11 protein-coding genes and 1 other RNA gene are annotated in these 15,142 nt (G+C 43.8%); 3 read left to right on the top strand and 9 right to left on the bottom strand.

The window, feature by feature from the left end:
* Window positions 1–70 precede the first annotated feature (70 nt).
* Window positions 71–571, bottom strand: coding sequence for a very short patch repair endonuclease (locus K6Q96_RS13745; RefSeq protein ID WP_251876460.1), 501 nt, complete (start codon window positions 569–571; stop codon window positions 71–73).
* Window positions 572–642: 71 nt separating this feature from the next.
* Entirely contained in the window at window positions 643–852 is a 210-nt protein-coding gene (locus K6Q96_RS13740) for a hypothetical protein (RefSeq protein ID WP_251876459.1), read from the bottom strand.
* A gap of 194 nt (window positions 853–1,046) precedes the next feature.
* On the opposite strand from K6Q96_RS13740, the gene K6Q96_RS13735 reads away from it, so the two are divergent.
* Window positions 1,047–2,585 carry a DNA cytosine methyltransferase gene (locus tag K6Q96_RS13735; RefSeq protein WP_251876458.1) on the top strand — a complete coding sequence of 513 codons (1,539 nt, stop codon included), beginning with the start codon at window positions 1,047–1,049 and terminating at the stop codon, window positions 2,583–2,585.
* Window positions 2,586–2,627: 42 nt separating this feature from the next.
* On the opposite strand, the gene K6Q96_RS13730 is transcribed toward K6Q96_RS13735, so the two are convergent.
* From K6Q96_RS13730 to smpB, 6 genes are all read right to left on the bottom strand, one after another.
* On the bottom strand, window positions 2,628–4,697 hold the full coding sequence (locus K6Q96_RS13730; RefSeq protein WP_251876457.1) for an AIPR family protein: 2,070 nt from the start codon (window positions 4,695–4,697) through the stop codon (window positions 2,628–2,630).
* Complete coding sequence (locus K6Q96_RS13725; RefSeq protein ID WP_251876456.1) at window positions 4,694–5,650, bottom strand: PD-(D/E)XK motif protein; 957 nt, start codon at window positions 5,648–5,650, stop codon at window positions 4,694–4,696. Before K6Q96_RS13725 ends, K6Q96_RS13730 begins: the two co-directional genes overlap by 4 nt.
* Window positions 5,643–8,360, bottom strand: coding sequence for a Z1 domain-containing protein (locus tag K6Q96_RS13720; RefSeq protein ID WP_251876455.1), 2,718 nt, complete (start codon window positions 8,358–8,360; stop codon window positions 5,643–5,645). Before K6Q96_RS13720 ends, K6Q96_RS13725 begins: the two co-directional genes overlap by 8 nt.
* Window positions 8,357–9,859, bottom strand: a complete 1,503-nt coding sequence (locus K6Q96_RS13715; protein ID WP_251876454.1) for an ATP-binding protein — start codon at window positions 9,857–9,859, stop codon at window positions 8,357–8,359. Before K6Q96_RS13715 ends, K6Q96_RS13720 begins: the two co-directional genes overlap by 4 nt.
* A gap of 174 nt (window positions 9,860–10,033) precedes the next feature.
* Window positions 10,034–10,401: a transfer-messenger RNA gene (gene ssrA / locus K6Q96_RS13710) on the bottom strand.
* A gap of 46 nt (window positions 10,402–10,447) precedes the next feature.
* The gene (smpB, locus tag K6Q96_RS13705) at window positions 10,448–10,933 is read right to left on the bottom strand and encodes an SsrA-binding protein SmpB (protein ID WP_002536901.1); all 486 of its coding nucleotides are present in this window, start codon (window positions 10,931–10,933) and stop codon (window positions 10,448–10,450) included.
* Between the two features lie 206 nt (window positions 10,934–11,139).
* Here smpB and K6Q96_RS13700 point away from each other — a divergent pair, with 206 nt between their 5' ends.
* Together K6Q96_RS13700 and K6Q96_RS13695 are read left to right on the top strand one after the other, a co-directional pair.
* Window positions 11,140–11,571: an SRPBCC family protein gene (locus K6Q96_RS13700; protein ID WP_002536903.1), complete on the top strand. Its 432-nt coding sequence runs from the start codon at window positions 11,140–11,142 to the stop codon at window positions 11,569–11,571.
* A complete protein-coding gene (locus tag K6Q96_RS13695) occupies window positions 11,564–11,914 on the top strand; it encodes an RnfH family protein (protein WP_002536904.1) in 351 nt (116 codons plus the stop codon). Before K6Q96_RS13700 ends, K6Q96_RS13695 begins: the two co-directional genes overlap by 8 nt.
* A gap of 123 nt (window positions 11,915–12,037) precedes the next feature.
* Here K6Q96_RS13695 and K6Q96_RS13690 read toward each other — a convergent pair whose 3' ends face one another.
* The gene (locus K6Q96_RS13690; protein ID WP_251876453.1) at window positions 12,038–15,112 is read right to left on the bottom strand and encodes a M66 family metalloprotease; all 3,075 of its coding nucleotides are present in this window, start codon (window positions 15,110–15,112) and stop codon (window positions 12,038–12,040) included.
* Between the last annotated feature and the right edge of the window lie 30 nt (window positions 15,113–15,142).

The following is a 15,142-nucleotide window of genomic DNA, read 5'->3' as shown; positions in this document are numbered from 1 at the left end:
CTAATTCGTTGGTTTGTATCAGTTTGGAGGCGGGAGTTGAGAACTCCTAGCTGGTGGGGGAGAGATGAGGCTAATCTGCTTTTAGCTTCCATAACGCCTGAGCGCGCTCATTCACGGCTTTTAATCCTTTCCCGCTGAGTTCCCCAAACACTGCACCGGACTTTATCCAGGTTGAAATCAGCATAAAAACAGATGGCTCAGGTAACCGTTCTTTACCTTTGAGGGCGCACTCCCAAACCACTAGTACTCTTTTCCCGTCTTTCAGAAGGGCAGACATGTTCCTTTTGTCTCTGGCGGCATTGCCAGTGAGCTTATCGTTCCAGAACTGTTTTCGGGTATTAGGGATGTGGGATAAGTGGCAACGGTGAAGATGCCAGAAGCAACCGTTGATAAATATTGCCGTGTTGTACTTAGGCAGCCAGATATCGGGTTTGCCGGGAAGAGCTTTGGGAGCGATACGATAGCGAAAGCCTCTGGAATGCAGCCCTTGGCGGATCAACAATTCCGGTTTTGTGTCTCTGGCTTTAATCGCCCGCATGTTCCGCTTGCGGGCCTCGGACAGTTCTTCCATAACCCTGCATTTCGGTGTGAGGCGTATTGATACCTTACACAAAAATACAGAAGGGAAGTGTATGAGTTCCGTTAACTGAAGTATGTATTCACAAGGTACTCATCTATCCACTTTTGTGCAGTTGAAAGGGCTGATTCAGGATCTGCTGTTAGCCCTTGTGACACAATTTCGGTTCCAGTCGAAATACAGAACTCAAAGCCACCTCTGTAAAAATCTGGGTTTTCGTCGATGTAGATAGTGAAGCCTTTGTAGACTTCCTCTGTTTCTGCCTTGCAGCTCATAGCTGGATTCCCATTGAATGAAACATTGGGAAATGATGATTGATATGAAGGGGATAGGCCACGGACTATGAGTCACATTGTAATTGTGTCTTGCTCATTGTGTGACCATTAAGAACAGCTTAAAGCTAAAGTGATTGTGCACAAGATGAAGCCTGGTATTATTGCCAGCATTGAAGATAAGTAAGCGCTGAATAATGAACCAAGGTGAAATTTTAGTTATAGATTTGTTCGCTGGACCGGGCGGTTTGGGCGAGGGTATCTCATCGTGCAAAGACGATAACGGGAATTTTCCTTTTCAAATCGGGGTATCCGTTGAGAAAGAAGCTTCAGCGCATAAGACACTGACGACAAGAGCGTTTTATAGAAAGCTGAAAGATAACCCTGACTCCCTTGCAGATTATCATCGGTATCTTGAAGGTAAAATTAGCCGTTCTGATCTATTTGATGCTTACCCACAAGCTGCTGAAGAAGCACAATTCGAAACACTTCAAGCACCTAGAGCGTTAGGTGATGATAATGAACGCATTCACGCTCGAATCAAGGAGCTTTGCGAGAAGCATAAAGGGCCTAGAGTCGTCATAGGTGGCCCTCCTTGTCAGGCTTATTCGCTAGCTGGCCGTTCTCGCAATGCAGGCATCAAAGACTATAAAGCAGAAAACGATACCCGGAATTTCCTGTACAAAGAATACCTAGAAGTTATTTCGATAGCTCAACCTGAAGTGTTCGTGATGGAGAACGTTAGGGGAATATTGTCAGCCAAAGTTGCTGGTGAGTTGATGTTTCCCAAAATCCTAGCAGACTTAAGAGAGCCAGGAAAAGTAACTGATAAATCAGGTATTCAAGGTTATCGAATATATTCCCTCGTAGAGCCAGCAACAGACCCATCAGACCCTATTTATAAAGACTCTAGAGCTTTTCTCATTAAAGCTGAAAACTATGGCGTGCCTCAGGCAAGGCATAGAGTCATTCTCCTTGGTATTAGAGAGGATGTTGATCGTGTCCCAGATGTATTGAGGCCAGCTGACGAAAATGTGACTGTAGAACAGGCTATCGGCGACCTACCGCCTCTAAGAAGCGGATTCTCAAAAAGAAAAGATGATGCGTTTGAATGGGAAGTGGAAGTTGAAAGTAACAGTAAACTTGTTTCTCGTTTACTTGCAGCCAAGTTCAACATAGAAAAACCAGCGGATTTACTCTTAATGTTAAAGCCGCAGAAGGCTCTCAAGAGAAAAACGTCGACTAAGTCTGGGATAAGCTTAAGCTTGCCTGAAGAGTTGAAACGTTGGTACTCAAATAATGCAGCATCTGCAGTTCTTAATCACGAAACCCGTGGTCATATGGATAGTGATCTTTTGAGATATGCATTTAGCGCTGGATATACAGAATTAAGTGGTGGAACCTCGCCTAAAGCAAGAGATTTCCCAGAAGAGTTAGCGCCTAACCATGACAATTGGAAATCGGGTTCACATGCAGACCGATTTAGAACTCAGGCGGCTGATAAGTGCGCAACGACTGTAACTAGTCATATATCTAAAGACGGCCATTACTTTATTCACTACGATCCTAGCCAATGTAGGAGCTTGACTGTACGTGAAGCAGCAAGGCTTCAGACATTTCCTGATAATTATATTTTTGAGGGAAACCGAACTCAGCAATATGTTCAGGTAGGAAATGCTGTACCTCCATTTCTAGCACATAAGATTGGCGACATAGTAGTAAAATTGTTACGTTGAAAATATGTGTATTGTTGGAAATAATCCAACAATACACTGCCATCATTTTGTGAAAAAACCTTCATCTTGAAGCTTTTTTAACGCGCTTAAAGCTATATTACATTGTTTTGAAGAGGGGATTTTTAACGGCATTGCAGCACATACTTCCAATACACTTATCTCTCTTGGAGTAAGAAAACCATGTTCTTTTGCCCAATTTCTAGCCGCTCTCCAGAACTCACAACCTAGCTTAACCACTTCTAGTTCATCGTTCAAAGTACTATCTAATAAGTAGTTTGCCTTGCCTTCTTTTGCTTCTTCTTCAGCTAGTTCTTTACCTTTTATTATTCTGAAGAAGGAATTGTGTTTAGGTAGTTCTAATTCATCTAGCCTCTGCCAACATAAAGGTTTTTTTGCCCACTCACTATAATTGCGAATACCTTCAGGAGGCGAAGTAATTACCTTTTGAGCTAATTCTCCGGTAATAGAAAGAACCTCTCTAAAGTCAGATGAAATTGTTTGACTTTTCCAAACCTTATCGAGGTCTATCACCATATCTATATTTTGTGCTTCTTTTACCAGCTTTGAAATTGTGTAAGTTACTATGTTCGCTCTATAGCCACCTTCATACCAGTCAGCGGCAGAAACTATTTTTTCTGTCTCTCGAAAAATTATAGCTTTCGCAACGAGTCTTTTAAACCAAACATCATTGAACTCTAAGTTTGATTTTCCCCATTTAGTACCAATGCGTTTAGCGAACTCAGAGAAGTTTTTTTGTGCACCTAAACTAACAATGTTAGGAAGTCCACTCCAAGTGTTTTGATACTTAGCTAAATCAGTCTTTGTGAAAAATTGCTTACGTGGAAATTCCAAATCAAATTTTCTACGTTCAGAGTGACTTCTCTTGCTCCTTTCATCTGCGAACTGTCCTCTTGCTCGTTCATAAAACCATTTGGTTTCTCTGTAACTACTATCTCCAGATGGTGCCAAAATACGTCGAGATAATTCCTCAACTCTAATATGAAAAGGATGATTAGAGAAAAAATCTGCTGCATTTACTTTGTTTTGACTATTTGCATACTCGGAAATCTTCGGTACTACTTCTTCAGATATATCTCTAGGAGTTATAGTTAATTTGATTTGAACATAAACTTCATCTAATTGCTCCCTATAACTTTTATATGCGGCATGCAATGAAGCTGTAGTTTGCCCTCCGTTTACAATTTGTAGGTTTTCAGCCTTCGTAAGAATCAAACCGTGAGTTGTTGTATCAACCTCGATATTGTCAGCTGTAGCACTAATGCCATTGTTGTAGGAGAAAAACATATGGGGGGTGTCACGGATCGTGTCTCGAATCCCTTTATTCACATTTCCCCTAACTTGTAAAAAGCTTCTGACATTAGACTCTAACAATCTTGAGCCCCATCTATCATATATTTCGGCTAGTTGTTTACCCGGTATAACAGCTAGATAGCTTTCGAGAGACTGCATTGAACCCGACGCTTTTAACAAAGGAATTCCACCACCAAAATCTTCTTTAAAGTCGATTACGGCGTCAGCTCTAACTTGTCCTTGCTCTACAAATTTCTTTAACCGTTTCAAGTCCCATATGCTTAGAGTGATATGCTTGTCATCAAGCTCCTCTACATTTAGAGCATCTATTCGTGCTCTACAATCAGCATTAGTAATAATAATAAGCTTAACTTTTGCTATACTTTTCCAAGTAGTGCTTATTAAATCTGCGACTGCGAAACCTTGACTTGTTTCTTCCAACTTATTTCTAAAATTAGGGTCTAAGCTGGCTTTGAGAAATCTAGATAGCTGCTGAGATAATCTGACAATGTGAGACTTGTTTAGCGCCCGAATTTCCCGATCCAATGAAAAATCACACAGAATCAAGCTAAGTACCCCATCACTTTCTCTTGGGTCACCTGCGTAACCGTCAATCTGGGCCGTACCTTTTGCATAAATACTGCTGTGGAAAGCTCTATGAGCCGAGTCTATTTCACCCGCTTCGCTTAGAAAATCACCAACTTTTTCAAAAAATGCTTCCACTGTAACCAGCCCTAAAGCATCGGCATCGCCCTGTATGTCTGCTATTAGCTGATGATGAAAATCTATCAATTCATTCACTTTTTATAATGCTCTTTAATAATCTTATATATGCTTTCTTTTATCTCGAAATCGGAGCAAGCTTCCAAGTCGATTGAATATTTTAATCTATGGACACCATTTGGTAATGGAGGGCATAAGCGAGGGAAGTGCTCCGATACCTCAAAGCTACGATGTGACCTAATATTCCAGCATCTATTTTCATATTCCTTGTTAACGTCATAGCCAGTTGAAAGAATCAAGCTCTCCCATTTTAAAAGAGAGCCTATTGAGCTTTCAAAAAGTTTTTGTGTTGTGGCTACATGATCATGAATCGTCATCCCATCTATGCCTATTGCAGACTCAACAGAAAAAACGCTAAGAAATACTTGTCCTCCCTCCATGTCAGATAACTGATCTTCAGAGGATATTAATATGACATTTTTACCTGCTACTTTTCGAGATTTTACTTCAATGCAGCATCCTGTGAACTCAAAGTCTTTTGATGATCCGAGAGGACCTTTCCATGAATCAATAGCGAGCTCTGGACCTAAGTGCTCTACAAGAGCTCTTAAAAAAGCTAATTCACAAACTAGACCTTGTTGTTCCTCTAAACTTAGTCTACCTGAGTGACCAACCCGTAATAGGTAATGCCATCTTCTAGCTCGTAGGTTAGCCTTGTGGAGTGCTTCATTTATACTTTCAGACTGCTCAGAATACGATACAATATCTCTACATAGTATCTCAAATAATTCTATATGATCGCTCTCTTTTAATGCTAAAACAAATGACCATTGACCAGAGTTAACTCTGAAGCTAACAGACAAGTTTTTTAGTTCAGGTAGCGTAGGCTTATTTTTAGGCTCTGAGTTTAGTTTCAATATCAGTCCTGGCATACTATTTTCTAGTACTACCCAGAAAAAATCAAAGTCACTAGCAGTGTTAACCCTTCTGGCTTCTCCTGTCCCTAAATTCTTCCATGGTGTATTATTCATTTAAAGTATCTTCCATTTCTTCATCAATATCATCACTTCCGAACAGTTCGGTATATCTTTGAGAGTTGACAATATACTTTACCTTTTCCGTTGGTTTTTTAGATCTTGGTAGACTTATGCCCCAAGCTAAAACTGGATCTTCAGGTATTAAATGAGAGTTTTGGTGATCTTCTTTTCCCTTAGGAGCTTTGGCTTTAACAAAATGAATTATTAATAAAGCTCTATCTCTTTCTGCTCGATAGATTTTATCTGGAAAATTTGAACTTTTATTATCTAGTTCGTATTTCCTTTCAGCAGATAATGATTTACTCGTTGATACTCCAGCTTTCTCAATTCCTCGAGAAGCAATTCTCATTTTTTTTCCACTAAATGACATATATCCAGAAGAAAGTTCATCGAGGCCAACTGAGCGATTTACCGGATTTATTTCTATACCTAAAGTATTATTGCTGACACCTTTATTGAGGCTAGGGATTAAGATGTCCCAATACTTGAGTTCATCTTTCTTGTGTAATTCAATATAAGCTCTAACTGGTGATGTTTCTGTTAAAACGCTTTCAGGCGCATTTATCCATGCAGCTAAAAACTCGTCGACTAACTCAACTGGTATATTGGTGAAAAGAGGCCCCCATTTAGTATGATTTTTTGTAAAGCCTTCGGATTTCAGCCTTGTTATGAGATTTTTTCCAATATCGAGGTTTGATTGTATTACATCATTGTTAGTATGTACTCTCGATGTTTCTATGAATTCGTTTGAGAGGCCCACTAATGTCACCACTTCTTTCCCAGAGCCCATTTTATTTTTTGCGGTTACTAAAAGGGATGCAGGGTGGCTTCTTACCGACAATCCAAAGTCTTCTGGTGTGGATTTCGCTTGCTCCATTGTTTTTAGTTCAATAAGGAGCTCTTCTGAAGCGTTAGCTATGAATGAGTACCATCCAATCGCTTCGTCTGGCATCCATATTCTACAGAGGTCTTCATAACCATTTCGATACCCAAACCATCTTCCCATTTGCATCAATGTGTCATACATCATTGTATTGCGGAGAAACCAAGTAATAGTAAGGCCTTCGAGTGTCAGGCCCCTCGAAAGTGAGAACCCGCCGACAGCTATAACAGTTTGGCCCCTTTCTCCTGAGTTCGAGTAGTCTAGATCATTAGCTTTACTATTTACTTCGACTACTTTTGCAGAAGCAATGGAGTCAAAAATAGTATCTAGGATATCACTCCAATCAAACTCAGTATCTTTGTATTCACTTACCCATGTATTGTAAAGAGCGCTTATCTCGGGATCTTTAGATGCTCTTATAACATCATTTGAATTTAATCTAAGTGAATTTTGAATTCTTTCTAACGCTTCATGTATTCTATTCCTGATTTTTCCCTGTATTGAGGTATATCTGCTAGCATTTACCAGCATCGAGCAATGAGAAGAAGAATGTCCTCTTAAATTTCTTATTGTTCTAGATAATAAAAATGATCGAATAGCCGTCAATAAAGAAGAGGGTAAATCACTAATATCATGATCAATTTTATGTTTTATTGGAAGTAATGGTTCATTGTCATCTATTGAACGTAGCCATTTTGCTTCTCCATCGTCAGGTAAGCCATCGATGAATATCTTTTTAGGGCCAAAATAATTGGTTGGTGCATCTAAACCAATGATGAAATTTTTAGGGAATAGGTCTTCTTTATGAACCTCATGCTCTTCATCAGGATCAATGAATATATTAGCAAAGGGAGTGGCAGTATAACCAACATAGCAGCTACGATGGAACATTTTCAATAGATCCCTTATTTGTCCATTTATTGTAGTTACTAAGCTATTACTATATTGTGTATTAATTGATGCGTTGTCAGCCTCATCATCGATAAGCAACATAGGCTGGTCAATCATTTCTTTGTCACCACGAGCACTATTATCCTTTAGCCACTCGAGAAGGTTTTTAAGGGTCCTATGATTTTTTTTGATAACAAGTACAACTGGTACTCGATAGGAATCAATTTCGCTAGTATTAGTGGATGCAGTATCTTTATTAAAGTCTCTTAAAGTATTCGTTAGACTAACTGGAGTATTGTTCTGGTCAAAATTTCCAACACCAATAATATGCCTAGAGCCATTACCATTTTTGTCTGAATTTTTACCTGTATCTCTACCAATAAATCCTTCATCAATTCGTGCTTGAGTTTGATTTCGTAAATTATTATGTATGCCGGCGATAACAATGATTAGACGATAACCTGCATCAGCGGCTTTACAAATTAGCCCTGTATAATTTGCAGTTTTTCCGCTTTGTACATGACCGACAACCATACCCCTTCGGTCCCAAGGCGTATGCTCATTTGGGTTACCTAATCTGCTAAGTATCTTGTCAGTAACGGTGTCAGTTGCTGTTACTACATCTCTTGGTAATCCATTGTTAATAAGTAGTTTTTCGTATCTTTTCCAGTAAAATGGATTAATATTTGATTTGGCATCATCTAACCATGGTTTAAACTCAGCTCCATCTACAACGGCACCTAATCCAATCTTAATTCCCTGCTTATATTCAATTTCTCGAGAAATATCCTCAATATCTTGTTGAGTCAGGTTTGGATCAGTTGCCATTGCTATTGCAGTTACAAACTTTCTAAGTTCTTCTTCAGATTTACGAGGTGAAACAAAAAGAGCTGACTCTACCATATTTAAAACTTGGATCTTTGTACTCATAAACCTTTTTCCTTTAAGTACTTATCAATAATTATTTCAGAACTTTCCCAACTCTCTTGAAATAAGGGTTGACTTTGTAGTGTCTCTTTTATCTTATCTAGAGGTGTATTATTTTCTAACAATACATTTGATATTCTAAAAATGGTTTCTTTGAGATCTTTTTCTATAATATCAATAGATGATACAGACTCCGAACCACCTACTAATTCAGCATGGAGCGCATCAATTGGTAACCCTGCGCCTATAAGTCTAATACAGCGCTCAAAACCTTCTTTAAACTCAGCAGGAAGAGATTCCGAATATGACTCAATCACAGGATGATTTAAATTTGGTTTAAAATAAATATTTCCATCAGTAATGACTCTATTCCAAAAAGGATACATTGTGACATCTACTAGCTTTTGCCCTCGACGTTTATAAGTTCTTTTTGAAGTTCCAACGAACCTCTCTATTAATCGAGAAAGCCTTTCTCTAACGAGAGGAGGTAATTGAGCAGAACTTTTTTTTACATCAATTTTCCATTGAGAATCAATAGAGTTTGGTATATCAATTGCAATACGGCTTAATTTTGTGAGTTCTGTTTGTTTAGCTAGCCCTTGCCAACCGCCTGCAATTATCAAACGGTTTTCCCTGTATATATATAGTCCTTGAGACTTAATATGACCATCAGGCCCACCTAATTCGTCCCATTCTAGTTGGGACAAGTTTTTATAATGTGGGATCGTAAAGCTTTGGATAACAACAATTTCATTATCAATTTCTATTGAATCAACAGGATCTTTTTGTGTTGATGGGTGGTTTTTTGCCATGGGGTCAAGAGACTTAATTGTACGTCCGTTGAGCGTTATTTTTAAATCCCCCTCCAAAAAACGATGGAATACAAGTCTTAGGTGATATTCTGCTTTTGAGAATTCCGCATTAAGATACTCGGTTCTTTTGGCTGCTAATTCTGTATTTCCACTAAGGCGATCTAGCTTGTTCCATATAACAACAGTACCAGAGCTAGGTAGCAGTTCATATCCGACAACTTCCTTAGGGTTATCTATTAGCTGTAAGGCCCATGAATTTTTTTCCGCTACTAGGTCTAAATCCCATCGAGCGCACGATGTTAAGCCGTTCTTTCTACTTAACACTGTTAATGAACGACATTGAGAAAAACTAGCACTTTTTAAACCAAGCCCAAATCGTCCCAGTTGTTTCGGTGCTCTTTCATGAGTTGGGTTTTTGGTTCCAAGACGCATAGCTTCATACAGTTCTTCGGATGACATTCCACAACCATCATCAGATATAGCTACATAGGGACTATCAGATACAGTGTCTACTTCAACTTTTATCGTCGAAGCGCCAGCTGATATGGAGTTATCTATTATGTCAGCTAGAGCCGTTTTGAGATTGTATCCAAAGTCTCTATGGCCCTCTATTAAAGATGATGCATAAGGTGCAGCATCAACAATCCTTGTAGCCGTGCTTCTTTGTGAGGTTTCGCAATAAGTACTCATTTGATTTGGTTCTTCTGGAAGCGAATTGGGTAAGAGCTTACCACTATTGAGTTAATGAACACTTTACATACATCAATATTTTGAAGTGCCTATAAAACTGAGCAGATTGTAATTCGTTGAGGGCGACGCAAAAAAAAGCGCCAACCCTTTCGAGTTGGCGCTTTCCCAAACGTTTGGTGGAGCTGGCGGGAGTTGAACCCGCGTCCAAAATCAGTCTAACTAATGGCGCTACATGCTTAGTCTATCTTTAATCTCGTCAGTGTGCTGCGAATAGACACGCTACAAAAAGACATACCGAAATTCTATTTCGCGGTTCAGCTCTTCGGTCAAAGCTTCCCTCGCTATCCTGATTGGGTTTGACTGCCCTGATTCCCCGTCCTACAGGCGGAGGCTAGGGAGGGCAGGCTCTGAGCAGGTTATTAAGCTGCTAGTGCGTAGTTTTCGTCGTTTGCGACTATTTTTTTGCGGCTTTTTACGAGGCCAACCGCCCCTCGGCATGCTCCACGAGCCTTCTTGATCCTGTCGAATCCTGAATCAGCCCCGGAATGTGGACGCAGATACTAGCATAACATGCTGCTGCGTCAACGATTATCTGGTTGAGTGCTTCATGATTCGCGCTTTGTCGCGCTGCCAATCGCGATCTTTGGAAGCATCACGTTTGTCATGAAGTTTTTTACCTTTCGCCAGACCAATCTTAAGTTTAGCCCACGACTGTTTCCAGTACATGGAAAGCGCGATAACCGTGTAACCTTCGCGGTTCACTTTGCCGATCAAGTTGTCGAGTTCACGACGCTTGAGCAGCAGTTTTCGCACGCGTGTTGGGTCTGCCACTACGTGTGTAGAAGCAACGTTCAGCGGAGTGATGGTCGCGCCAGACATGAAAGCTTCACCATTGCGGAAGAACACGTAGCTCTCGCTGATGTTGGCTTTGCCTGCACGGAGTGATTTCACTTCCCAGCCTTGTAGCTCTAGTCCTACCTCAATATCGTCTTCGATGAAGTATTCGTGGCGAGCCTGGCGGTTCTGAGCAATCGTGTTGCTGCCCGCCTTATTCTTTGCGTTTTTCTTTACCATAATGGCGGCATTATACGTAGTGGTTATGGTGGGCGAAACAAGTTTTTATCGGATTTTCAGGCGCACGGCCCCATAAACCGTCGATGGCGGTGTTTCTGGGTGTCCCTGTTCGTTGCCGTTTGTACGGTTTGGAGGCACGTTGAAGGAATTTGGGGAAAAATACGGTCTGGTGATATGATGCCGGAATCGACCTGAGAGGAGACGCTATGCCGCGTATTACCCGTTCTGCGTTGGTGCCGTATAGTGCAGAGCAGATGTTTGAACTTGTTAATGATGTTGAAGCTTACCCTTCGTTTTTGCCGGGGTGTGCCGGTTCGCGTGTGCTGGAAGCCAATGACAGTGCGATGACCGCATCGGTAGATGTGTCGAAAGCCGGTATCCGTAAAACCTTTACTACGCGCAATCTGCTGGTAAACGGTCAGCAAATCAAAATGGAACTGGTTGATGGCCCTTTCCGAAAACTGGTGGGTGGCTGGCATTTTACGTCTTTGGATGCAGATGCGTGCAAAATCGAGTTGAATCTGGATTTTGAGTTCACCAACGGTTTGGTGGAAATGGCGTTCGGAAAAGTCTTTAACGAGTTGGCGATGAACATGGTGAAAGCTTTCACCGACAGGGCGAGAGACATTTATGAGTGACGGTAAGTTGCTGCATATTGAAGTGATGTATGCGTTGCCGGATGAGCAGCGCGTGTTTAAGGCGATTGTGACGCCAGATACGCCGGTGGAAGAAATTATCAGCCACTCAGGTATTTTGGATGCCTACCCTGAAATCGACCTGAAGAAGAACAAAGTCGGTGTGTTCAGTCGTCTGGTGAAACTTGATGCGACTGTGCATGACGGCGACCGCATTGAAATCTACCGCCCGTTGGTGGCTGACCCGAAAGAAATTCGCCGCCGCCGCGCAGAGCGGATGAAAGCGGAAGGGAAATCTGACCCGGTCACAGGTGGTAAGGTAAATCCGCTGCGCAAAGGCGAGTGAATCTGCGCTTCGCTTTCGTATAAGAAGGTGAAGAAGAATGCGGATAAGAATATAGATAAGAACAAAGAGAAAAGCGGTGGTCATTGGCCACCGCTTTTTTGTGTAAATTAAGACCGTGCAGACTTACTTCAGAAGGTTCCAGGCATCTTGCCAGAACGACGTTTTACCCGGCGCGTAGCTTGGGTTGGAACACCAGCCTGAGTTTGGCCATGGCTTGCATTGGTAAAGCTTGCCGTCCTGACCTTTTACAATGTCACCTTCCTGATAGGCCGCGCCCGGTTTGTAGCTTGGGTATTCCCCCGGTGGCGGCGGTGTCACTTCTGGATCCGGATCGGGTGTTGGCTCTGGGTTTGGTTCTGGGTTAGTGCTGCCACAGCTCTCGTCGTCGGTTTGTTTCCAAACGCCCCATTCGCCCGTGTTGCCCGGCTCTTCGCCTTTCGTCCACCAGGCGGCCAACCATACCACGCCGTGGTGCGAGACTTTATCGCCGCCCACATACACGCGGTTTTTCTCCCAGCTGGCAATACATGTGGCGCTGGCTTCGACCGTGATGGTGCGGGTGGCTGACGCTGTCTGGCCTTCGCTGTCGGTAACTTTGTAGGTGAGCAGGTAATCGCCCGGTGTTTGGGTATCAACATCACCGGAAACGTGGATGTTCGCGGTGATGTCGCCATCTTCTTTATCAAACGCGCTCACGCCCTGTAGTGCATCAAAGTTATCACCCTGTTGCAGGGTCACGTCTGTCACACCAGACAGGGTCGGCGCTTCGCCAAGCTCTGTGGTGACGATGCCAGCTTTAAGCTCCACCGTCGGTGCGGCAATTGCGATATCGGCAAGCAGTTTGTCGTTGCAGTAAAGCTCGGCGCGGTATGGGTTGAGTGCGGTTTCCACATTCACGTGGAAGCGGTTCATCAAGCCTTCTTTAAAGCGTCGGTTGTGCAGGTTGAAGCGTTGGGTGCCGCCTTGTTGGGTGAGCACGTCCAACTGGCACGACGAGGCGGTGAAGTTATCGGCATACACGGCGCCATGCGCACCATGCAGGGCAGGGTAGATGTAACTTGGCAGCGTATTGCTTGGGTCGTAGTAACCCAACAGTGTGGTCACGGCTACGCCCTGTTTTTCAGGAATGCGCGGCACGGTTTTGTCGATGATGTCTTTTTCAACTTCTCCCCACTGACCCGCTTCAAAGCGGTAGGCGTATTTAGTGCCGTTTACCAGAAGCTGGGAGCCACCGTTAAAGTGGATGTGGGAGTTGTAGCCTGCTGATGAGCGGAACACCACCACTTTGCCCTCGAAGCTTTGGTCTGTCGGCAGGTAAAAATTACGCGCCCAGTAGCCGTTTCCTGTGTTGATGCGAACGGCGTCTGCGTTCTCAAACAGTTCGTGGAATTTGCGGCTTTCCGCGCCAAACTCGTTCAGGGTGTTGTTGTCGCTGATGGTGACAACGTTAAAAGCGAGATCGTCCTTCATGCTGTTGTCCCATGGCTGCATGATCTGGCTTTCTGCATCCCATTTGCTGAATCCGGTTGGGGAGGCTGGGTCAAAGCTCGCTTTGCCTTCCATAAAATGTTGGAACACGTTCAGCTCGTAAGGGGTGTGCAGTGTGTATTCATTGCGTGCCGGGTGAAGCGGCCAGCCACCTGCCATGGTGCCCCAGCCGAAACTGTGTCCGTTGAATGGTTCTGCGCATTCGCCTTCGTAGCAGGACGAGCCATTGGTTCGCGCTTTACTGAGGTTCGGCAGGAAGCGGTTTTTAAACAGATCCCAGCCCCAGGTGGAGTTGACCTTGGTGGAGCTGTTATGCACCGAGCCTTTGAATCCGCCCAGATAGTGAGCTTCTGCATGAGTGCCTGCACCGAACTCATGGCCGACTTCGTGGCTGAATTCATTGCCAGTCGAGCTGACGACAGACGCCACACCGGCATAAGAGCCAAGCAAACCGTGATTGATAATGCCATCACTGTAGTTGCCCCTTGAGTTGTTCACTGTCACTTGGGCCGCGTGGTAAGGCGCGCTGATGTTCCATTGCGAACCATTCATCACGTCATAGCTGTTCACGCCGTAGTTGGCGCTGTTGATGCCAGCGGAAATCAGTTCACGGGCTATGCGGTAGTGGGAATCACTGCCGTAAGCATCGGCTTTGCTTGGGTCTACGTCGACCAGCAGGCGGCCATCCGGCAGCATGATTTCTTCTAGATGGATGGGCGCATATGGGTTCACGATAAGCTTGCTGATCTGCACAGACTGGAAGTAGTCGCGGTGCAGGTTCTCATCGGCCATAAAGCGGAATTCACCGCGGGGTGGCGTCAGCAGACCTACATCGACGGCGTTAAGAATCAGTGTAGTGTTAGCGCCAACTTTGATGCCTTCGACCACACCTTCTTGATGGCCATTGCTGAGTGTCATGCTGAAGCCCGGCTCAATCACTTCTGCGGGCAAAACAGCTGTGTAGGCGTTGTCGCTGTAGGCGAGCTTGCCGTAATCGGCGTCAGACTGGGCAAACCATTTTCCGCCAACATTGTTGTAGGTAAAGCGGTTACCGGAAGAAAGCGTGTCTGAGCCGTGGGTGTAGTGAATGCGTGAGTTGTATCCGGCCTGTGAGGAGAAGGTGACGATCTTGCCGTCGAGCTCTGCGCCTTCCGGCAGCATAAAGTCGTAGGCAAAGTTACCGTTGCTGGTGGCGATTTCTAGGGTGTCATGCTCGGTCAGCAGTGCTTTGAAAGCCTCCTTGCCGGATTCATAAGCGATGGCATCAATCGCCTGTTGTGACGAGATGCGGTGCGCGTAGGTTTCTGGCACGACAATATCGAGGTCGATATCAATCTGGCCCGCAGGCTTTGGCTGTGCAGAAGGCGGCAGTAGGGGCGTGCGGTGCACTTCTTCGCCTTGGCTGTTTTTAACCACCACGGCGATCTCGGTGTTTCTAAGTTCGTTAGTGGCATGAGGTTCTACGATCACCAGTGCTTTACGCAGTGCGACCAGATGCGGTTGGCGATCACCTTCAATGCCGTGGATGGTTGGCATGATCACGCTCTGCGCCATGCTGACGCTGGCAGCCAGCGAGCCTTGGGTATCTGAAGGCAAGGATTTCTGGTTGAAGTAAACCGTTTGAGAGCTTGTTGTGCTGGCGAAAGCTGTTGAGCTGCTTGCCCCAGCGAGCAATGCCGGGATAAGGCAGGCTAGCTGTTTCTTGTTCATCGTCTTTATTCTTTTTGATGGTTGTGATTT

The sequence above is a fragment of the Grimontia kaedaensis genome (genome assembly GCF_023746615.1).
In the GTDB taxonomy this organism is placed as follows: domain Bacteria; phylum Pseudomonadota; class Gammaproteobacteria; order Enterobacterales; family Vibrionaceae; genus Enterovibrio; species Enterovibrio kaedaensis.
Note: the sequence above shows the minus strand (reverse complement) of the source record. Positions and strands in the feature narration are given on the sequence as shown.